Annotated in this window: 19 protein-coding genes; 8 read left to right on the top strand and 11 right to left on the bottom strand. The window is 74.5% G+C overall.

All coding sequences use genetic code 11. The features are described from left to right. Positions 1 to 28: 28 nt before the first annotated feature. The 5 genes from ABZW14_RS05590 to ABZW14_RS05570 all read right to left on the bottom strand — a co-directional run bounded on the left by ABZW14_RS05590 (position 29) and on the right by ABZW14_RS05570 (position 4967). Positions 29 to 1204, bottom strand: coding sequence for a cysteine desulfurase family protein (locus ABZW14_RS05590; protein ID WP_355340306.1), 1176 nt, complete (start codon positions 1202 to 1204; stop codon positions 29 to 31). Positions 1205 to 1632: 428 nt separating this feature from the next. Next, positions 1633 to 2592, bottom strand: a complete 960-nt coding sequence (locus tag ABZW14_RS05585; RefSeq protein WP_355340303.1) for an electron transfer flavoprotein subunit alpha/FixB family protein — start codon at positions 2590 to 2592, stop codon at positions 1633 to 1635. An 11-nt stretch (positions 2593 to 2603) separates the two neighbouring features. Further along, positions 2604 to 3383, bottom strand: coding sequence for an electron transfer flavoprotein subunit beta/FixA family protein (locus ABZW14_RS05580; RefSeq protein WP_355340300.1), 780 nt, complete (start codon positions 3381 to 3383; stop codon positions 2604 to 2606). Between the two features lie 379 nt (positions 3384 to 3762). Continuing rightward, positions 3763 to 4167 (bottom strand): hypothetical protein, encoded by a 405-nt coding sequence (locus ABZW14_RS05575; RefSeq protein ID WP_355340297.1) that lies wholly within the window; start codon positions 4165 to 4167, stop codon positions 3763 to 3765. A gap of 2 nt (positions 4168 to 4169) precedes the next feature. Then, positions 4170 to 4967 carry a GNAT family N-acetyltransferase gene (locus ABZW14_RS05570; protein WP_355340294.1) on the bottom strand — a complete coding sequence of 266 codons (798 nt, stop codon included), beginning with the start codon at positions 4965 to 4967 and terminating at the stop codon, positions 4170 to 4172. 85 nt (positions 4968 to 5052) lie between these two features. Between ABZW14_RS05570 and ABZW14_RS05565 the strand changes: the two genes are divergently transcribed. Genes ABZW14_RS05565 through ABZW14_RS05545 form a run of 5 tightly spaced genes read left to right on the top strand, consistent with a single transcriptional unit; the run spans position 5053 to position 10849 of the window. Next, a complete protein-coding gene (locus ABZW14_RS05565) occupies positions 5053 to 6489 on the top strand; it encodes a transposase (protein WP_355340291.1) in 1437 nt (478 codons plus the stop codon). A gap of 8 nt (positions 6490 to 6497) precedes the next feature. After that, entirely contained in the window at positions 6498 to 6884 is a 387-nt protein-coding gene (locus ABZW14_RS05560) for a DUF202 domain-containing protein (RefSeq protein ID WP_355340288.1), read from the top strand. Then, complete coding sequence (locus ABZW14_RS05555) at positions 6881 to 7180, top strand: DUF202 domain-containing protein (RefSeq protein ID WP_355340285.1); 300 nt, start codon at positions 6881 to 6883, stop codon at positions 7178 to 7180. Before ABZW14_RS05560 ends, ABZW14_RS05555 begins: the two co-directional genes overlap by 4 nt. Before the next feature lie 28 nt (positions 7181 to 7208). Next, a complete protein-coding gene (locus tag ABZW14_RS05550; protein ID WP_355340282.1) occupies positions 7209 to 7613 on the top strand; it encodes a PLD nuclease N-terminal domain-containing protein in 405 nt (134 codons plus the stop codon). Positions 7614 to 7651: 38 nt separating this feature from the next. Further along, complete coding sequence (locus ABZW14_RS05545; RefSeq protein ID WP_355340279.1) at positions 7652 to 10849, top strand: BTAD domain-containing putative transcriptional regulator; 3198 nt, start codon at positions 7652 to 7654, stop codon at positions 10847 to 10849. Here the strand turns inward: ABZW14_RS05545 and ABZW14_RS05540 are convergent. The 4 genes from ABZW14_RS05540 to ABZW14_RS05525 all read right to left on the bottom strand — a co-directional run bounded on the left by ABZW14_RS05540 (position 10833) and on the right by ABZW14_RS05525 (position 15268). Next, positions 10833 to 11645: an ABC transporter permease gene (locus ABZW14_RS05540; protein WP_355340276.1), complete on the bottom strand. Its 813-nt coding sequence runs from the start codon at positions 11643 to 11645 to the stop codon at positions 10833 to 10835. The genes ABZW14_RS05545 and ABZW14_RS05540 overlap by 17 nt on opposite strands. Next, on the bottom strand, positions 11642 to 12607 hold the full coding sequence (locus tag ABZW14_RS05535; protein ID WP_355340273.1) for an ATP-binding cassette domain-containing protein: 966 nt from the start codon (positions 12605 to 12607) through the stop codon (positions 11642 to 11644). The genes ABZW14_RS05540 and ABZW14_RS05535 overlap by 4 nt, the downstream gene beginning before the upstream one ends. Before the next feature lie 155 nt (positions 12608 to 12762). Further along, positions 12763 to 14385, bottom strand: a complete 1623-nt coding sequence (locus ABZW14_RS05530) for an acetolactate synthase (protein ID WP_355340270.1) — start codon at positions 14383 to 14385, stop codon at positions 12763 to 12765. Positions 14386 to 14494: 109 nt separating this feature from the next. Further along, positions 14495 to 15268 carry an enoyl-CoA hydratase-related protein gene (locus ABZW14_RS05525; protein WP_107077603.1) on the bottom strand — a complete coding sequence of 258 codons (774 nt, stop codon included), beginning with the start codon at positions 15266 to 15268 and terminating at the stop codon, positions 14495 to 14497. A gap of 105 nt (positions 15269 to 15373) precedes the next feature. On the opposite strand from ABZW14_RS05525, the gene ABZW14_RS05520 reads away from it, so the two are divergent. After that, complete coding sequence (locus ABZW14_RS05520; protein ID WP_355340266.1) at positions 15374 to 15895, top strand: DUF6232 family protein; 522 nt, start codon at positions 15374 to 15376, stop codon at positions 15893 to 15895. On the opposite strand, the gene ABZW14_RS05515 is transcribed toward ABZW14_RS05520, so the two are convergent. Then, a complete protein-coding gene (locus ABZW14_RS05515; protein WP_355340263.1) occupies positions 15841 to 16272 on the bottom strand; it encodes a nuclear transport factor 2 family protein in 432 nt (143 codons plus the stop codon). The genes ABZW14_RS05520 and ABZW14_RS05515 overlap by 55 nt on opposite strands. Before the next feature lie 68 nt (positions 16273 to 16340). Between ABZW14_RS05515 and ABZW14_RS05510 the strand changes: the two genes are divergently transcribed. Together ABZW14_RS05510 and ABZW14_RS05505 are read left to right on the top strand one after the other, a co-directional pair. Beyond that, on the top strand, positions 16341 to 16823 hold the full coding sequence (locus ABZW14_RS05510; RefSeq protein ID WP_355340913.1) for a DUF6232 family protein: 483 nt from the start codon (positions 16341 to 16343) through the stop codon (positions 16821 to 16823). 71 nt (positions 16824 to 16894) lie between these two features. Beyond that, on the top strand, positions 16895 to 17623 hold the full coding sequence (locus ABZW14_RS05505) for a hypothetical protein (RefSeq protein WP_355340260.1): 729 nt from the start codon (positions 16895 to 16897) through the stop codon (positions 17621 to 17623). Positions 17624 to 17628: 5 nt separating this feature from the next. Here ABZW14_RS05505 and ABZW14_RS05500 read toward each other — a convergent pair whose 3' ends face one another. Then, positions 17629 to 18081, bottom strand: coding sequence for a rhodanese-like domain-containing protein (locus ABZW14_RS05500; protein WP_355340257.1), 453 nt, complete (start codon positions 18079 to 18081; stop codon positions 17629 to 17631). Between the last annotated feature and the right edge of the window lie 38 nt (positions 18082 to 18119).

Here is an 18119-nt window from a genome sequence, read left to right as displayed (position 1 = left end):
CCCCTCGTCATCACCGAGGGTATCCGGGTCAGCGGGGAGTGCGGAGGGCGGCCGCGCGGCGGGCCCGCTCCACGGCCGCCGGCAGCGCGGCGATCAACGCGTCGACCTCGGCCCGGGTGCTGGTGTGGCCGAGGGTGAAGCGCAGTGACGAGCGGGCCCGGTCGTCGTCGGCGCCCATGGCCAGCAGCACGTGCGAGGGCTGGGCCACCCCCGCCGAGCAGGCCGAGCCGGTCGAGCAGGCGATGCCCTGGGCGTCGAGGAGCAGCAGCAGCGCGTCCCCCTCGCAGCCCGGGAAGGAGAAGTGCGCGTTGCCGGGGAGCCGGTCGGTGGGGTCGCCGTTGAAGACCACCTCGGGGACCGCCTGCCGGACCCGCTCGACCAGCTCGTCGCGGAGCGCGGCGACGCGGGCCGCGTACTCCTGCTGGCCCTTCACCGAGCTCTCCACGGCCACTGCGAAGGCGACGATGCCGGCGGTGTCGAGGGTGCCGGAGCGGACGTCGCGCTCCTGGCCGCCGCCGTGCAGCAACGGCGTGGCGGCCACGTCCCGGGCCAGCAGCAGCGCGCCGACGCCGGCCGGGCCGCCGAGCTTGTGGCCGGTGACGGTGAGCGCGGCGGCGCCGCTGGCGGCGAAGTCGACCGGCACCTGGCCGACCGCCTGGATCGCGTCGGTGTGGAACGGCACCCCGTGCTCGGCGGCCACCGCGGCCAGCTCGGCCACCGGCTGCACGGTGCCCACCTCGTTGTTGGCCCACATGGCGGTGACCAGGGCCACCCGGTCGCCGTGCGCGACCAGGTCGGCGCGGAGCCGCTCCGGGTCGAGCCGGCCGGCGGCGTCGACCGGCAGCCAGCCGACCTCGGCGCCCTCGTGCCCGGCCAGCCAGTCCACCGCGTCGAGCACTGCGTGGTGCTCGACGGCGCTGGCGATCACCCGGACCCGCTCGGCCGAGTCGGCGCGGCGGGCCCAGAAGATGCCCTTCACGGCGAGGTTGTCGCTCTCGGTGCCGCCCCCGGTGAAGATCACCTCGGACGGGCGCGCGCCGAGCACGGCGGCCACCCGCTCCCGGGACTCCTCCACCCGCCGCCGGGCGCGCCGGCCCGCCGCGTGCAGCGACGACGCGTTGCCCACCTCGCGGGCCGTGGCGACGTACGCCTCGAGTGCCTCGTCGAGCATCGGGGTCGTCGCCGCGTGATCCAGGTATGCCATCACCGCTCAGCCTAACGGCCGACCGGCGTGCCGCCGGATGCCGGACCACCCGTCCGGCACGGGCCGTCCGGGCGCTCCCGACGGCACGGCTTCTCCGAGCCGGCCGGGCGGCGAGGGAGCCACATCGGACGACCACCGTTCAGACCCGCTCCCGGCGAATCTCCCGGCCGTTCCGGGGTATTGAGGTCTGGCCGATCCCCGGACGCCACGGATGTTCTTCTTCGGTACCCTGAGCGAGGCGTCGAACCCTTCGACCGCCAGCCCGCCCGCTCCGGCGACGGTCCGCCGAGGGGCACCCTGACGGGCTGATCGGCGGGCCGGCTCAGCTCCCCGGCCCGCCGATCAGCTCCCTTCCGCCGCACGGAAGGGCCGCGACACGCGCGAGCCGCCGCCCGGATCACCGGACGGCGGCTCGCATCGTGACGGGGTCACTTGCGCTTGCGGATCTCCTCGGCGGCCTGCGGGACGACCTTGAACAGGTCGCCGACCACGCCGAAGTCGGCCAGCTCGAAGATCGGCGCCTCGGCGTCCTTGTTCACCGCGACGATGGTCTTCGAGGTCTGCATGCCGGCCCGGTGCTGGATCGCGCCGGAGATGCCCAGCGCGACGTAGAGCTGCGGGGACACCGTCTTGCCGGTCTGGCCCACCTGGAACTGGTGCGGGTAGAAGCCGGAGTCGACCGCCGCGCGGGACGCGCCGACGGCGCCGCCGAGCAGGTCGGCCAGCTCCTCGACCAGCTTGAAGTTGTCGGCGTTGCCGACACCGCGACCGCCGGAGACGACGACGGAGGCCTCGGTGAGTTCCGGACGGGAGCCCTTCTGCTCGGCGACCCGCTCGACGACCTTGGCCAGCTTGTCGGCGTCGGAGACCGACACGGTGAGCTGCTCGACGGCCGGGGTGGCCGCCGCCGGGGCCGGGTTGAGCGAGTTGGGCCGGACGGTGACCAGCGGCAGGCCCTTGGTGACCTTGGACTTGACGATGGTGGAGCCGGCGAAGGCGACCTGGGTGGCGGTGCCGTCGGCGGCGAGGGCCACCACGTCGGTCAGGATGCCGTTGTCCAGCTTCACGGCCAGGCGGGCGGCGATCTCCTTGCCCTCCTGAGAGGAGGCGAGCAGCACGGCGGCCGGCTGCACCCGCCGGACCAGCTCGGCGAGAACGGTGGCCTTCGGGGCCACCAGGTAGCCGTCGATCTCCTCGCCCTCGGCGGCGTAGATCTTCTCCGCGCCGTACTCGCCCAGCTTGGCGCTCAGGGCCTCGGCGGCGCCGGCGCCACCGAGCACGACCGCGCTCGGGGTGCCCAGCTCGCGGGCGAGGGTGAGCATCTCCAGGGTGACCTTCTTGACGCCGAATTCCTTGGTGGCTTCGACGACGACGAGAACCTCAGACATGTCCAGACCTCTCACACGAACTTCTCGGTGGCGAGGAACTCGACCAGCTTCACGCCGCCCTCGCCCTCATCGGTGATCTTCTCGCCGCCGGAGCGCGGCGGTCGCTTGGTGTGCTCGACCACGGCGCTGGTGGCGCCGTCGAAGCCCACCTCGGCGGGGGCGACGCCCAGGTCACCGAGGGAGAGCGTCTGCACCGGCTTCTTCTTGGCGGCCATGATGCCCTTGAAGGAGGGGTAGCGCGGCTCGTTGATGGTGTCCCAGACGGAGACCACGGCCGGGGCCGAGGCGGTGACCACCTCGTAGCCCTCCTCGGTCTGCCGCTCGACGGTGAGGGTGGCGCCGTCGACGGTGAGCTTGCGCGCGCCGGTCAGGGCCGCGACGCCCAGCCGCTCGGCGATCATGTGCGGCATGACCTGGACCCGGCCGTCGGTCGACTCGGCGCCGCAGATGACCAGATCGGCGTTGAGCTGCCCCAGGGCGGCGGCGAGCACCTTCGAGGTGGTCACGGCGCAGGACCCGTGCAGGGCGTCGTCCACCACGTGCACGGCCTTGTCCGGCCCCATGGAGAGCGCCTTGCGGATCGACTCGGTCGCCCGGTCCGGACCCATGGTCAGGATGGTGACCTCGCCGCCGTGCGCCTCCTTGATCTTCAACGCCTCCTCGATGGCGTACTCGTCCATCTCGTTGATGACGTTGTTCGCCGAACCGCGGTCGACGGTGTTGTCGTCAGGACGCAGGTTGCGGTCCGCGCCCGAATCGGGCACCTGCTTGACGAGTACGACGATGTTCATCGCGCTTCGACGACCCTCCTGTTTGGTGTAGCGATCACTCGCCCGGTCACGGGCGCAGCCTCGCGCGTGACTTAACGTTCGGTCAACCGCGCGAAGCTGTGCAGTTGCCCACGGGCTTATGTTACCCGCAAGTAGCATCGGCTCCCCGGAGCCTCAGAGTGACACAGCTCACCGGGTGTCGTCCGGCGGGTAAACTCCCGAAACAGGGAGGTGACGGATATGCCGGAAAAGAGCATTTCGGCGGGACCGGCGGACGGCCCGCGGACCGCCCGCCGGGCCTGCCGCCGAATGCTCCCGGAGACCTACCGCTGCGCCTGCGGCCGCGTCCGGGACCGCTGCGTCCGGGCCAGCGTGCGAGCGCTCTGGTCGGCCGAGCCGGTCAGGCGGGCTCGGCCAGCGCGTGCCTGATCTTGTCGATCACGGCCGCCTCGGCGGGCGAGACACCCCGGTGGGCCTGCGCCACCCGGTCGGCGGCGGCCAGCACCACCGACCGGTACGCCTCGACGTCCCCCGGCGACTTGGTCCGCAGGATCTCCACCGCCCGGCCCAGCGCCGGCAGCACGGTCGCCTCGATCTCCAGCGCCGAGTCCCGGGGCAGCTGCGGCAGCGGGCCGGTGGTGAGCGCCTCCTTGACCACCCCGCTGGCGTCGCCCAGCGCCCCGGACGCCGCGATGCTCTCCCGCACCATGGCCAGCATGCCCGGCACGGCGTTGGAGACCAGGAACACGGCCCCGAAGGCACCGGTCTTGAGGGTGAGCTGCTCGTCCGCCGTCAACCGCTCCATGATCACGGAGTGTAGACGTACGGGGTGGTCGTGGTGACCGCAACGAGACCGAGCCGCTCCAGGATGGGCCGGCTGTCCGGGGAGCAGTCCACCTGCACGAGGGTCTTGCCGCGCTGCTCGGCCAGCCGCGCCCGGTACGCCACCAGCGCCCGGTAGACGCCCTTGCGCCGCCATTCCGGCAGCGTCGAGCCGCCCCAGAGGGTGGCGAAACCGGTGCCCCGCAGGTAGCGCACCCACCCGGCGCTGACCACGGTGTCGCCCGCCTCGGCCACCACGATCGTGATCGACTGCGGATCCGCCTCGATCTCCTTGGCCAGCCCGGTCACCAGGTGACTCCGGTCCTCGTTCCAGACCGCCTCCTCCATGGCGGCGATCCGTTCCAGGTCCTCGAGGCTGGTGACCTCGCGCAGGCGTACCCCCTCGGGCGGCGTCGGGACGGCGGCGGCCAGGGCCGCGACCGGGCCGACCACGACGGTCTCCAGGTCCTCCGGCACGAAGCCGGCGGCGCGCAGCCGGTCGCCCAGGTCGGCCGGCTCGTCGTGCCCGTTGAGCTTCCACTCGGCCCCCTCGCCCCGGGCGCGGAAGAACTCGACCTGCCGGGCGATCAGCGCGTCCAGCTCGGCGCCGGCCAGCCCGTCCAGCGTCCGGTACGTGATGAAGCCGCGGTGGTCCAGGCCGAGGATCCGAACCAGCGGGCCGTCCCGGTCGACGGTCGCCCCGGCCGGCAGCGGGTCTGGGATCTCCGGGCGGATCTGGCTGTCATAGGCGTCGCGCAGGCTTCGCGCGTCAAGATCGGTCATCCCTCCAGGCTATTGGCGTGTCCACCAATTTCCGCCGGCCGATCTTCGTAGGGAATTGTCGTACGGGTGGTGTTCGGTTCAGTTCGTGCCTCGGCGTCGGGATCCTGCCGCGCCCCGGGTTGTTCACCGCACCGCACGGGTGGCGTTGCGGGTGACGCCGGGGCAGCAACGGCGGTGCTTCGGACTGCTGCGCTCGGCTAGTGACCTGTGGGCGTGTGTGCTCGAGGTCAACGCCTGGCGGCGCCGTCGCCACGACGCACCGCTGGTGGGCTACCAGGACTTGTGCCGCGAACTGGCGGCGTCGGGGCCGGGCACGTTCGGAGACCTGGATACCGTAGGTGCCCGGTCGGTGTTGCGTCGGTTCTCGGATGCCTGGTTCGCGGCGGCGAAACGCCGCCGCGATGGTGACCTGTCGGCGCGCTTCCCGCGCCGCCGACGTGCCCTGACGCCGGTGCGCTGGTATCACGGCACGTTCAACATCGACGGCCGTCGGGTCCGGATCCCGGCGGCCAAGGGCAAACCGCCGTTGCATTTGCGCCTAGCGCGGGAGGTGCCGTATCCGCCCGAGCAGGTCAGATCGGTCACCCTGCTACACGAGGGCGGCCGACTGTTCCTGGACGTGACCGCTGAAGTTCCGGTGGCGGTGTATCCGCCAGGTGAGGGGCCCGACCCTGGGCGGGCGGCCGGGGTGGACGTGGGGATCATCCACCCGTACGCGGTCGCCGGCCCGGACGGGGAAGGCCTCTTGGTGTCCGGGCGAGCGATCCGCGCCGAGCACCGCATGCACCTCGCCGACACCAAAGCTCGCCGCCGTGCGGTGTCCCAGCGGGCGCCGAAGCCGGGGCAGAAGGGGTCACGGCGCTGGCGCAAGTACCGCCACCGCGCCCGGCTGGTGGAAGGTCGGCACCGGCGTCGGGTCCGTCTGGCCCAGCACGAAGCCGCCGCCACGGTCGTCTCCTGGGCCGTACGGGAGCGTGTCGGGGTGCTGTACGTCGGGGACCCGCGCGGGGTCCTCGACATCGATGCAGGACGGCGGCACAACCTGCGGCTACGCCAGTGGCAGATCGGCCGGCTGCTGCAGGTCCTCACAGACAAGGCCACCCTGGCCGGCATCAGCGTTCACCTCGTGAATGAGCGGGGCACCTCCTCCACCTGCCCCACCTGCCAGCGACGCATCCCGAAACCGCGCGGGCGGAGCCTGTCCTGCCCGCGCTGCCAATTCACAGGGCACCGCGACCTGGTCGCGGCCGCCATCATCGCCACCCGCACCCCGGGCGGCGGACCTACCACCCCGAAAGCCATCGTGCTGCCGGAGGTGGTCACGCACCGTCGAGTTGGCCGGCACCTGCCCGGTGTCGGCCAGTCCCGGCGTGATCCCCGGCGCCCCCTGGCGGCGAGAGGATCAGTTGGCCAGCGGAGGCCCGCCCCATCGACCAACAATGGGGAGTCGCTCGCCCACACGGCGAGGATCCACAACCGCCACCGGACAACCGGTGAAAGTTCGTGGGAACCGCACGGATAATCGACGATGTGTGGGAGGCGATCAGGCGCTGGTTCGACCCGCGCGAGCTGCGGTCCGTCGGCAGGACGCCGGACTACCGCTTCTCGCTGGCCAACGAACGCACCTTCCTGGCCTGGCTGCGCACCGGGCTGGCGCTGATCGCCGGCGGGCTGGCCGCCGCGCAGTTCCTCCCCCGGCTCCCCCTGGCCCACCTGCGCGAGGTGATCGCCGTCGCGCTGCTGCTGCTCGGCGCCACGGTCGCGATCCGGGCCGTGGACCACTGGTCCCGCACCGAGCGGGCCATCCGGCTGGGCGAGGAACTGCCGGCGTCCCGCTTCCCGGCCGTCCTGGCCCTGGTGGTCGCGCTCGGCGCGCTGCTGCTGGTGGTCGCCGTGCTGGCCCGGGGCCTCGGGTGAGCCGCGACCCGGGGCTGCAACCGGAGCGCACCCGGCTGGCCTGGCGGCGCACGCTGCTCGCGGTCACCGCCGTCCTGCTGCTGGAGGTGCGGCTGGTGTTCGCCGGGGACGCCTTCGACGCGGTGCTGGCCGGGCTCGCGGTGGTCGCCTGGCTGGGCGTCCTGGTGGTCGACTGGCGCCGGGCCACCGGCGCCGGGCCGCGGGGCGTGGAACGCTGGTCGGTCCCGCTCACCGCGCTGGCCGCGGCCGGGCTGGCGCTGCTGGGCGTCCTGCACGTGGTGCGCGGGCTGCGCTGAGCGTCCCCGGTGCGCCATGATGTCCGGCATGGTTCGCCTCTACGGGCTGCTCTTCCTGGCCCAGCTCGTGCTTGCCGTGTGCGCCCTGATCAGCTGCCTCTCCGCCGAGGAGGGCGAGATCCGCGCGCTGCCCCGGATCGCCTGGGTGCTGATCATCCTGTTCTTCCCGCTCGTCGGCTCGATCGCCTGGTTCGTCGCCGGCCGGGAGGCCGGCGCCCGGCGGACGCGTACCGCGTGGCCGATGGGCAACGGCTTCTCCGAGGAGAAGCGCCGGCCGGTCGCGCCGGACGACGACCCCGAGTTCCTCTCCTCGCTCGCCGAGCGCTCCCGGGCCGAGGACCGGGAACGCCTCCGCCGCTGGGAGGAGGACCTGCGCCGGCGTGAGGAGGAGCTGCGCCGCGGGCAGGGCGACCGGGACCGGCCCGAGGTCTGAGCACCGGCGCCGAGCGCCGGCCGGGCAGAATCGACGCCGTGCGGATCAGCCTGCTCGGCCCCTTGGAGGTGCGCGCCGACACCGGCACGCCGGTGGAGGTGGGCGGCGCCCGGCTGCGCCGCCTGCTGATCCTGCTGGCCCTGGAGCCGGGCCGCACGGTCACCGTCGGCCGGCTCGGCGAGGCGCTCTGGGCGGGCGAGCCGCCGGCCGGTGCCGCGAACGCCCTCCAGGCCCTGGTCTCGCGGCTCCGCCGGTCCGGGCTGCCCGTCGAGGCGCAGCCCGGCGGCTACCGGCTCGCCGTCGCACCGGACGACGTGGACGTGCACCGGTTCGAGGCCGCCGTCCGGGCCGGCCGGGCCCGGGTCGCCGGCGACCCGGCCGAGGGCTGCCGCCGGCTGGCCGAGGCGCTGGCGCTCTGGCGCGGCCCGGCCCTGGCCGACGTGGCCGACGCCGAGTTCGCCCGCGCGCCGGTGGCCCGGCTCACCGAGCTGCGGCTGGCCGCCACCGAGGACCTGGCCGAGGCACGGCTGGACCGGTCGGCGCCGGACACCCTGCTGCCCGAGCTGCGCGAGCTGGTCGCCGCCCATCCGCTGCGGGAGCGGCTGGCCGGGCTGCTGATCCGGGCGCTGCACCGGGCGGGCCACCCGGCCGAGGCCCTCGCCGAGTACGAACGGCTCCGCGTCACCCTGGCCGACACCCTCGGCACCGACCCCGGCCCGCAGTTGACCGCCCTGCACCTGGAGATCCTGCGCGGCGAGCCGGCAACCGCCCCGGTCCGCCCCACCCCGGCCGGTCCGGAACGCCCCGCGCGCGGGAACCTGCCCGCCACGCTCACCAGTTTCGTCGGACGCGAGGAGGAGGTGGTGCGGGTCGCGGGGCTGCTGGACCGGTTCCGCCTGGCGACCCTCACCGGCCCGGGCGGGGCCGGCAAGACTCGGCTGGCGGTCGAGTCGGCCCGGGCGGTGGCCGGCCGTTTCCCCGACGGGGTGTGGCTGGTGCCGCTCGCCCCGGTCACCGACCCCGCCGAGGTGCCGCAGGCCGCCCTGGCCGCGCTCGGCCTGCGCGAGCAGGCGCTGCTGGCCCGGGCCGGGCGCACCGCCCCCGAGCCGGCCGACCCGGTGGGGCGGCTGGTCGAGGCGCTCGCGGGGCGTACGGTCCTGCTGCTGCTGGACAACTGTGAGCACCTGCTCGACGCGGCGGCCGGCCTCACGGAACGGCTGCTCACCGCGTGCCCCGGGCTGCGGGTGCTGGCCACGAGCCGGGAGCCGCTGGGCATCACCGGGGAGGCGCTGCGGCCGGTGGAGTCGCTGGCCCTGCCCCCGGCCGACGCGGATCCGGGGACCGCGCTGGCGTACCCGGCGGTGCGGCTCTTCGCCGACCGGGCCGGTGCGGTGCGCCCGGACTTCGCCGTGGACGCGGCCACGGTGGGCCCGGTGGTGCGCATCTGCCGCGCGCTGGACGGCATGCCGCTGGCCATCGAGCTGGCCGCCGCCCGGCTGCGCACGATGACCGCGGCGCAGGTGGACACCCGGCTGGACGACCGGTTCCGGCTGCTCACCGGGGGCAGCCGGACCGCGCTGCCCCGGCACCAGACGCTGCGGGCGGTGGTCGACTGGAGCTGGGACCTGCTGGACGACGGGGAGCGCGCGCTGTGGCGGCGGCTGGCCGTCTTCGCCGGCGGCGCGACCCTGGAGGCGGTCGAGCGGGTCTGCGCCGACGCGCAGGTCCTCGACCGGCTCTCCGCGCTGGTGGACAAGTCGCTGGTGGTGGCCGGTGGCACGGGCGAGCCGCGGTACCGGATGCTGGAGACCATCCGGGAGTACGGCCTGGACCGGCTGGCCGAGGCGGGTGAGGTGGACCGGGTCCGGCGGGCACACGCCGCCGAGTACCTGGTCCTGGCGGAGACGGCCGAGCCGGAGCTGCGCGGCGCGGCCCAGCTGGACTGGCTGCGCCGGCTCTCGGCCGACCAGGACAACCTGCACGCCGGGCTGCGCCACGTGATCGCCGCCGGCGACGCCGCCACCGCCGTCCGGTACGCCGCGGCGCTCGGCTGGTACTGGTGGCTGACCGGCCAGCGCGCCGAGGGCGCCGACCTGGCGGGCCAGGTGCTCGCGCTGCCCGGGGTGGCCGGTGCCCCGCCCGCCGCCACGGCGCTCACCCTCGCCACCGCCGCGCTGAACCTGACCGCCACCCACGCCGACAACGCCGCCGTCAGCCAGGAGCGGTTGGTGCGGGCCGCGCAGCTGTCCCGGGGACACGAGCACGAGCATCCGCTGCTGCGCGTGGCCGGGCCGATCGCCGCGGCGTTCGGCGCGAACTTCCAGCCGCCGGCCATGGCCGGCATGGTGGCCCTGTTCGACGACCCGGATCCGTGGGTGGCCGGGATCGCCCGCCTGGTCCGGGCGCACGCGCTGCTCAACGGCGGCCTGCCGGACTCCGGCGCGGAGGCGGACCTGCGGGCCGGGCTGGCCCACTACCGCCGGGTCGGCGACCGGTGGGGCATGTCGTTCAGCCTCACCTCGCTGGCCGACCTGCTCGACCGGCGCGGCCAGGCCGCCGAGGCCACGCCGTATCACGAGGAGGCCATGACCTACTTCGAGGAGCTGGGCGTCCGGGAGGACGTGCCGGAGATGCGGCTGCGGCTGGCGCACAACCTGTGGCGGCGCGGCGACCGGGAGCGGGCCTGGGCGGAACTGGAGCGGGCCGTGCAGGAGGCCGAGGTCTCCGGGTCGGACGAGACCCGGGCGGCGATCGCGTACGGCAGGGCGGAGCTGCTGCGCGCGGAGGGCGACCGGGCCGGGGCGCGGGCCTGTCTCAGGGAGGCCGCCCGGCTGCTCGGCGACCGCTCGATCGCCCCGCAGTGGCGGGCGCTCAACGCCTCCAACCTGGGCGTGCTGGACGCCGCCGACGGGGACCTGGTCTCCGCGCGCACCCGGCACGACCAGGCCCTGAAGCTGGCGATCGGCTCGCAGGACGCCCCGGTGGTCGCGGCGGTGCTGGTCGGCTACGCCGATCTGGCGCTGCGGCTCGACCGTCCGGCCGCCGCCGCCCGGCTGCTCGGTGCGGCCACCGGGATCCGGGGCGGCCCGGACCACGCGGTGCTGGACCGCGCCCGGGTGGAGGCGGCCGCCCGCGACGCGCTCGGCGAGGCGGGTTTCGCCGAGGCGTACGCGGGCGGGCTGACCTACCGCTGGGACACCGCCGCCGAGGCGGTGGCCGTCACACTCGACGCCTGAGCGCCCGCACCGACAGCGGGGCGAACACCAGCAGGATCCCGGCGGCCCAGAGCAGCGACTGCCCGACCGGCCCGGCCACCGGCCCGCCGACCAGCAGGCCGCGCAGCGCGTCGGCCAGGATCGTGACCGGGTTGACGTTCACCCAGTGCTGCAACCAGCTCGGCATCTGGTCGGTCGGCACGAAGACGTTGCTGGTGAAGGTCAGCGGGAAGATCACCATGAAGCCGAAGATCTGCACCTTGTCCGGCTCGCTGACCAGCACCCCGACCAGCACCGAGATCCAGGACGCGGCCAGCGAGAAGACGAGCAGCAGGACCAGCGCGCCGAGCAGCCCGGCCACGCCGTTGCCGAGCCGGAACCCGAGGATCATGCCGATGCCGAGCAGCAGCGCCAGGGACCAGGCCTGCTTGACCGTGTCGGCGACGATCCGGCCGGCCAGCGGCGCCCACCTCGCCACCGGCAGGGCGCGGAGCCGGTCGAAGACGCCCTTGGTGAGGTCCTGGTTGAGGCCGAACCCGGTGGTCATGGTGGCGAAGAGGGCGGTCTGCACGATGATGCCGGGCAGCGCGAACTTCAGGTACGTCCCGGGCGAGCCGGAGATGGCCGTGCCGAAGACGTACGTGAACAGCAGCACGAACATGACCGGCTGGACGCTCAGGTCGAGCAGCTCCATCGGGTTGTGCTTGATCTGCACCAGGCTGCGCCAGGCCAGGGTGAGGGTGTGTCGCACGCCGGCGAGGACTCCCGGCCGGCGGGCCGGCGCGACCGGGGACGCGGTGGCGGTGAGGGTGGTCATGCCGGGCTCCCTTCCAGGGTGGGGGTGGCCTCCTCGGCCCGGTGGCCGGTGAGGGAGAGGAAGACCTCGTCGAGGCTGGAGCTGCGCAGGGCCAGCTCGGCCACGCGTACGCCCGCGTCGTCGAGGCGGCGGACCACCGCCGGCAGCACCTCCGGGTCGCTGACGCCGACCGTGACGGTCTGGTGGGCCACCTCCGGGGTGGCGCGGGCCACCTCGCCGGTGACGGCGAGCACCGTGGGCAGGTCGGCAAGGTCCACCGGCCGGACGGCGAGCACCTGCCCGCCCACCTTCGCCTTCAGCTCCTCCGGGGTGCCCTGGGCGATCACCCGGCCGTGGTCGACCACGGCGATCTCGCCGGCGAGCTGGTCGGCCTCCTCCAGGTACTGGGTGGTGAGCAGCACGGTCACCCCGTCGGCCACCAGGGTGCGCACGATGTCCCACAGCTCGTTGCGGCTGCGCGGGTCGAGCCCGGTGGTCGGCTCGTCGAGGAACAGCACCTGCGGGCGGCCGACGAGGCTGGCGGCCAGGTCGAGCCGGCGGCGCATGCCGCCGGAGTAGGTCTTGGCGGCCCGCTCGGCGGCGTCGCTGAGCTGGAAGTCCGCCAGCAGCACCCGGGCGCGGGCCCGGGCGTCGGCCCGGGAGAGGCCGAGCAGCCGGCCGATGAGCAGCAGGTTCTCGGTGCCGGTCAGGTTCTCGTCGACCGAGGCGTACTGACCGGTGAGGCCGATCAGCTGGCGCACCCGGTGGGCGTCGCGGCGGACGTCGTAGCCGCCGACCGTGGCGTGCCCCTCGTCGGCGACGAGCAGGGTGGCCAGCACCCGGACCGCGGTGGTCTTGCCCGCCCCGTTCGGCCCGAGCAACCCGAACACCGTCCCCGTGGGAACGGCCAGGTCCACCCCGGCCAGCGCGGTGGTGGCGCCGAAGCGGCGCACCAGACCCTCCGCGCGGATCGCGTACGTCATCGGAACTCCCGTCGTTCTCGCTGGTCACCCCACCTTGAGCGACGGCGCTGACGGTACGGCGACAAGCGCTGACAGACCGCTGATTTTCGTCTCCGGGCGAAACGACGCGACCGCCGTCGCCGGTCACCCGGGCGGCGGCGGTCGCGGCGTCGAGGTCAGGCCAGGTTCGACGAGCGGGGATACGCGTCGCCCGGGTCGGTGAGCACGTTGACCAGGTACGGCACGCCGGAGTCGAAGGCACGCGCCAGGGCCGGGCCGAGGTCGGCGGCCTTCTCCACCGTCTCGCCCGCGCCGCCGAGCGCCTCGACCACCTTGTCGTAGCGCAGGCCGGGCTGGAGGTCGGCGGCCACGTCGTAGCCGTACATGGCCCGCATCGGGTGCTTCTCCAGGCCCCAGATGCCGTTGTTGCCGACCACGATCACCACCGGGAGCCGCTGGCGGACCAGGGACTCCACGTCCATGAGCGAGAAGCCGGCCGCGCCGTCGCCCATGAGCACGCAGATCTGTCGGTCGGGGTGGCTGACCCGGGCCCCCATGGCGTAGCCCATCCCGGTGCCCAGGCAGCCGTACGGGCCGGGGTCGAGCCAGGTGCCGGGCTGGGCGGGCTCCAGGTACTTGCCGGCGTACGAGACGAAGTCGCCGCCGTCGCCGATGGTGATGGCGTCGGGGGCGAGCACCTTGCGCAGCTCGCCGTAGACCCGGGCCGGGCGGATCGGGTCGCTCTCGGCGGCCATCTCCTCCGCGTCGCGGGCCTTCGCGGCGTCCTCGGCGGTGCGCAGCTGGGCGATCCAGTCGGCGTGGTCGGCCCGGTCGCCGGGGTGCTGGGCGAACGCCGTGAGGATCAGCCGCAGGTCACCGGCCGGGCTGGCGGCGGGCTCGACGTGCCCGGCGCGCTGGGTCGGCGCGTCGACGACGTGCACCACCCGCGCGTCGCCGAAGTCGCCGAAGGCGAGCCGGAAGTCGAGCGGGGTGCCGACCACCACGACCACGTCGGCGCTCTTGAGGGCGACCCGGCGGGCCTTGGCGAAGGCGAGCGGGTGCTCGGGCGGCAGCGCGCCCCGGCCCATGCCGTTGGTGAAGACCGGCACCTGGAGGGACTCGGCGGCGGCCCGCAGCGCCTCGACGGCGTCGCCCGCGTACACGTCGGAGCCCGCGATGATCACCGGCCGGGACGCGCCGGCGATCAGGGCGGCGGCCTTCGCGACCTCGTCCGGGTCGGCCTCGACGGGGGCGGGCGGGGTGACCGCGGGCAGGTCGGCGTCGCCGACCGAGAAGACCGCTTCCAGGGGGAAGTCGAGGAAGGCCGGGCCGCGGTGCGGGGTGAGCGCGGCGGTGAGCGCCGCGGTGACGGCGCGGGGGATGTCGTCGGCGCTGAACACGGTCTCGGCGTGCTTGGTGACCGGGGCGACCAGCGGCAGGTGGTCCATCTCCTGGAGGCTGCCGGAGCCCCAGCGGAACTGCGGGGCCCGCCCGCCGAGCACGAGGACCGGCGAGGCGTTGAAGAAGGCGCTGGTCAGGCCGGAGACGCCGTTGGTGACGCCGGGGCCGGCGGTGAGCACGGCCAGGCCGGGGCGGCGCTGGAGCTTCGCCACCGCCTCGGCGGCGAAGACGGCGGACTGCTCGTGCCGGACGTCGTAGATCGGGAAGCCGGTCCGGTGCGCGGCGTCGTAGAGCGGGAAGACGTGCCCGCCGGAGAGGGTGAACATCTCCCGTACGCCGTGCGCGCGCAGCGCCGCGAGGGCCAGCTCGCCGCCGTGCCCCTCGACCCGTTCCGTCATCGCCACTTCCCTTCGTCATGACCGGAGTCACACGCTACTGGCCGGTAGGCGGGATGTGAACCGTTCTCGGGTCGGCGGCGGGGTGGGCCGCCGACCCGAGAACCGTGGCTCAGCGGCCGGTGAAGCCGGGCTTGCGCTTCTCGACGAACGCGGCCATGCCCTCGCGCCGGTCGTCCGTGGCGAACAGCGCCGCGAAGAGCTGGCTCTCCCAGGCCAGCCCGGAGTTGAGGTCCATGTCCAGGCCGCCGTCGACGGCCAGCTTGGCCGCCCGCAGCGCCTGCACCGGTCCGGTCAGGTACGGCTTCACGTAGGCGACGGCGGCCTCGTAGACCTCGGCGGCCGGGACCACCCGGTCGGCCAGGCCGATCCGCAGCGCCTCCTCGGCGTCGACCATCCGGCCCGTCATGATCAGGTCCTTGGCGCGGGCCGGGCCGACCAGGCGGGCCAGCCGCTGGGTGCCGCCCGCGCCCGGGATGATGCCGAGCTTGATCTCCGGCTGGCCGAGCTTGGCGTCCTCGGCCACGATCCGCCAGTCGCAGGCCAGGGCCAGCTCGCAGCCGCCGCCGAGGGCGTACCCGGTGATCGCGGCGACCACCGGCTTGGGGATCCGGGCGATGGCGCCCAGGGCGCTGGACAGGTCGGCGGCCCGGTCGGCCATGTCCACGTAGGACATGTCGGCCATCTCCTTGATGTCCGCGCCGGCGGCGAACACCTTCTCGCCGCCGTACACGATGACGGCGCGGACCTCGGCGTCGGCGGTGGCCGCCGCGGCGGCGGCGCGCAACTCCTCCTGCACCTGGGTGTTGAGCGCGTTCATCGGCGGCCGCTCCAGCCGGATGGTGCCGATGCCGTCCTTCACTTCCAGCCTGACGAACTCGCCCACGCTGCCCTCACTTCCTCGTCGAAGTCGCGTGCCAACCTTACGACCGGGATCGTTGGGGTAGACAGTGTGGTGTCGACGGCTCCAGGTCGCACCGGGAGTGAGGGCATGATCACCTACTACGACGACCGCTCGGTCCAGGTCACTTCCACCGCTGTCCGGGTGGACGGGCGCAGCTATCCGCTCGCCGAGCTGGGCATGGTGTGGCACCGGCGGGGCGACCGCTCCTGGCGGGTGCTCGCCGGCCGCGGCGCGATCGGGGCCGCCCTCGCCGGCCCGCTGGTGGCCGCCGTGCTCGGCATCGGGCTCGCGGTCTGGCTGCACCGCTCCGCCGTGGTCACGATCGCCATCGTCGGGGCGTCCGTGCTGGTGGGTCTCGGCATCGGGCCGCTCGCCGACGTGCTCTTCGAACACCTCGACCGCTCCTACGCCCGGGGCAGCCGCGAGCTGGAGATGTGGGCGCGCTGGCGGGGCCGGCCGGTGCGGCTGCTGCACACCGGCGACGCGCTGCGCTTCGGCCAGATCTACCGGGCGGTGCAGCGGGCCATGGAGAGCGCGCCCGCCGGTCGGCGGGGTCAGAACGTGATCGGGACGTCGGGCAGCAGCCCGAGGCCGCGCAGCAGGCCGTAGGTGTCCTGCTCGCCCCAGAACTGGACGATGCGGCCGCCGGCCAGCCGGTACATCTTGCAGGCGCTCTGGACCGTGGTGGCCCCGGTGGCGTCCCGCCGGTAGGTCTGGGCCAGGGAGACCACCACGCGGTCCCCGGCCGCGAAGATCTCCACGATCCGCTGGTCGAGCACGGTCAGCCCGGGCGAGGACACGGCCGCCTCGGAATAGCGGCGGCCGCGGACCGCCGTGCCGGAGCCGTAGATCTCCACGTCCTCGGCGACCACCTCGGCCAGCTCGGCCAGATCCTTGGTGACGAAGGTCCGCAGGTATCGCCGGACCACCTCGACGTTGCGCTCCTGCTCGGTGCCGGCCGCCCCGGCCCCGTCCCGGTCCACCATGCGGTCACGCTACCCCGCCGGCCGTTCACCCACCGTCCCCACTGGACTCCGGGTGGTTAGGCTGAATGATGACCCTCTATTACCGGGACGACGCGGTACAGGTCACCTCCCAGGCCATCCACGCCGGCGGGCACGTCGTCGCGCTCGCCGACATCACGTACGTCTGGCACGCCCGTGGGGTGACCACGCTGGCGGTCCGGGGCCGGGTCCTGGGGCGCGGTGTGCTGGTCCTGCTGCTGTCGCTGCCGCCGCTCGTGGCGTTGGTCTGCGCGCTCTCGCTGGCCTGGGCCGCGCAGGACCGGGGCGACTGGAAGCTGGCGCTGGTCATCCTGGCCGCGTTCGTGGTGGTCGGGCTGGCCCTGACCCCGTTCCTGGAGGTGCCGCTCGGCTGGCTGGACCGCTCCTACGAGCGGGGCAACCGGGTGCACGAGCTGTGGGTGCAGCACCACGGGCGGGAGATGCTGCTGCTGCGCACGCCCGACGCGCTCCGGTTCGGGCAGATCTACCGGGCCGTGCAGCGGGCCGTCGAGCAGCAGGGCGACCGCCACTGACCGCCCGGGTGTGACCCCGGCCGCCCGCTGCCACCAGGCGGTCCTGGCCGGCGCGACGCACACTGGGTGGCATGGCGATTCCCCTCCCCCGTCCCGGCGCCGTCGTCGGGCTCACCCGTTCCGCCCTGGACCAGGCGCTCGGCTCGGCCGCCGCGTTCGCCGCCGTGCCGGCCCGCGCCTTCGCGGTGCTCGACGAGGTGGAGACGCTGCTGCGGCGGATCAACGGGGTGGTCGACCGGATCGAGGGCACCCTGGACCGCACCGACCGGGTGCTCGACGACGCCGAGGCGGCGGTCCGGGAGGTCGGCGTGATCAGCGCCGCCGCCACCGAGGCGATCGAGAGTGCCACCGGCGTGGCCACGGCCGCCGCCGTCGTGGTGGGCGAGGCCGAGCGGGTGGCCCGGGCGGCGGGCGCCCTGGTCGCCGAGGCCGGCGCGGTGGCGGCCCGGGCCGCCGGCACGGTGGTCGCCGCCGAGGAGGCGGCCGGCACCGCGGCGGAGCTGCTGGGGGCGTACGAGCCGGCGCTGCGCCGGGCCGCGCCGATGGCGACCCGGTTCGTCGAGCAGCTCAGCCCGGAGGAGGTGACCGCGGCGATCCGGCTGGTCGACGAGCTGCCGAAGCTGAAGGAGCACCTGACCTCGGACGTGCTGCCGATCCTGGCCACCCTGGACCGGGTCGGCCCGGACCTGCACGACCTGCTGGCGGTCACCCGGGACCTCAAGCTGGCGGTGGCCGGCATCCCCGGGCTCGGCATGCTGCGCCGGCGGGGCGAACGCCTCACCGACGAGCCGGTCGACTGACCCGGTCAGCAGTCGCAGGCGATCGCCGACCGGGGCGCGGTCAGCTCGTCGGGCCGGCGGCGCACCGTGCCGGTCGGAGTGACCACCGGCAGCCCCTCCCGCGCCCAGTACTCGAAGCCGCCGAGCATCTCCTTCACCCTCCGGCCGAGCCGGGCGAACTCCAGCGCCGCCCGGGTGGCGCCGTTGCAGCCGGGACCCCAGCAGTACGTCACCACGGTCGAATCGGCCGGGACGAGGTCGGCGGCCCGGGCGGCGATCTCGGCGGTGGGCAGGTGCAGGGCGCCCGGCAGGTGGCCCTGCCGCCAGGCGGCGTCGCCGCGGGAGTCGACCACGACCAGCCCGGGCGTGCCGGCCTCCAGGGCGGCGTGCACGTCGCTGACGTCGGTCTCGAAGGCGAGTCGGGCGTGGAAGTGGGCGGCGGCGGTCGCCGGGTCGGCCGGCGGCACGGAGAAGGTCATGCCCCGATCCTGCGGCCCGCCCGGACACCGGTGAGAGT

The sequence above is a fragment of the Micromonospora sp. NPDC004551 genome (genome assembly GCF_040609975.1).
GTDB lineage: Bacteria > Actinomycetota > Actinomycetes > Mycobacteriales > Micromonosporaceae > Micromonospora.
This window is presented reverse-complemented; position numbering and strand designations above follow the sequence as displayed.

Bases quoted from the DNA above. Each gene is read 5' to 3' on its own strand.
- ABZW14_RS05535 (WP_355340273.1), bottom strand. From the start codon at position 12,607: ATGACGTACGCGATCCGCGCGGAGGGTCTGGTGCGCCGCTTCGGCGCC.
- ABZW14_RS05515 (WP_355340263.1), bottom strand. From the start codon at position 16,272: ATGGTGGACCGGGACGGGGCCGGGGCGGCCGGCACCGAGCAGGAGCGC.
- ABZW14_RS05500 (WP_355340257.1), bottom strand. From the start codon at position 18,081: ATGACCTTCTCCGTGCCGCCGGCCGACCCGGCGACCGCCGCCGCCCAC.
- ABZW14_RS05570 (WP_355340294.1), bottom strand. From the start codon at position 4,967: ATGACCGATCTTGACGCGCGAAGCCTGCGCGACGCCTATGACAGCCAG.
- ABZW14_RS05585 (WP_355340303.1), bottom strand. From the start codon at position 2,592: ATGTCTGAGGTTCTCGTCGTCGTCGAAGCCACCAAGGAATTCGGCGTC.
- ABZW14_RS05550 (WP_355340282.1), top strand. From the start codon at position 7,209: ATGGTTCGCCTCTACGGGCTGCTCTTCCTGGCCCAGCTCGTGCTTGCC.
- ABZW14_RS05520 (WP_355340266.1), top strand. From the start codon at position 15,374: ATGATCACCTACTACGACGACCGCTCGGTCCAGGTCACTTCCACCGCT.
- ABZW14_RS05590 (WP_355340306.1), bottom strand. From the start codon at position 1,204: ATGGCATACCTGGATCACGCGGCGACGACCCCGATGCTCGACGAGGCA.
- ABZW14_RS05580 (WP_355340300.1), bottom strand. From the start codon at position 3,383: ATGAACATCGTCGTACTCGTCAAGCAGGTGCCCGATTCGGGCGCGGAC.
- ABZW14_RS05505 (WP_355340260.1), top strand. From the start codon at position 16,895: ATGGCGATTCCCCTCCCCCGTCCCGGCGCCGTCGTCGGGCTCACCCGT.
- ABZW14_RS05540 (WP_355340276.1), bottom strand. From the start codon at position 11,645: ATGACCACCCTCACCGCCACCGCGTCCCCGGTCGCGCCGGCCCGCCGG.
- ABZW14_RS05510 (WP_355340913.1), top strand. From the start codon at position 16,341: ATGACCCTCTATTACCGGGACGACGCGGTACAGGTCACCTCCCAGGCC.
- ABZW14_RS05575 (WP_355340297.1), bottom strand. From the start codon at position 4,167: ATGGAGCGGTTGACGGCGGACGAGCAGCTCACCCTCAAGACCGGTGCC.
- ABZW14_RS05530 (WP_355340270.1), bottom strand. From the start codon at position 14,385: ATGACGGAACGGGTCGAGGGGCACGGCGGCGAGCTGGCCCTCGCGGCG.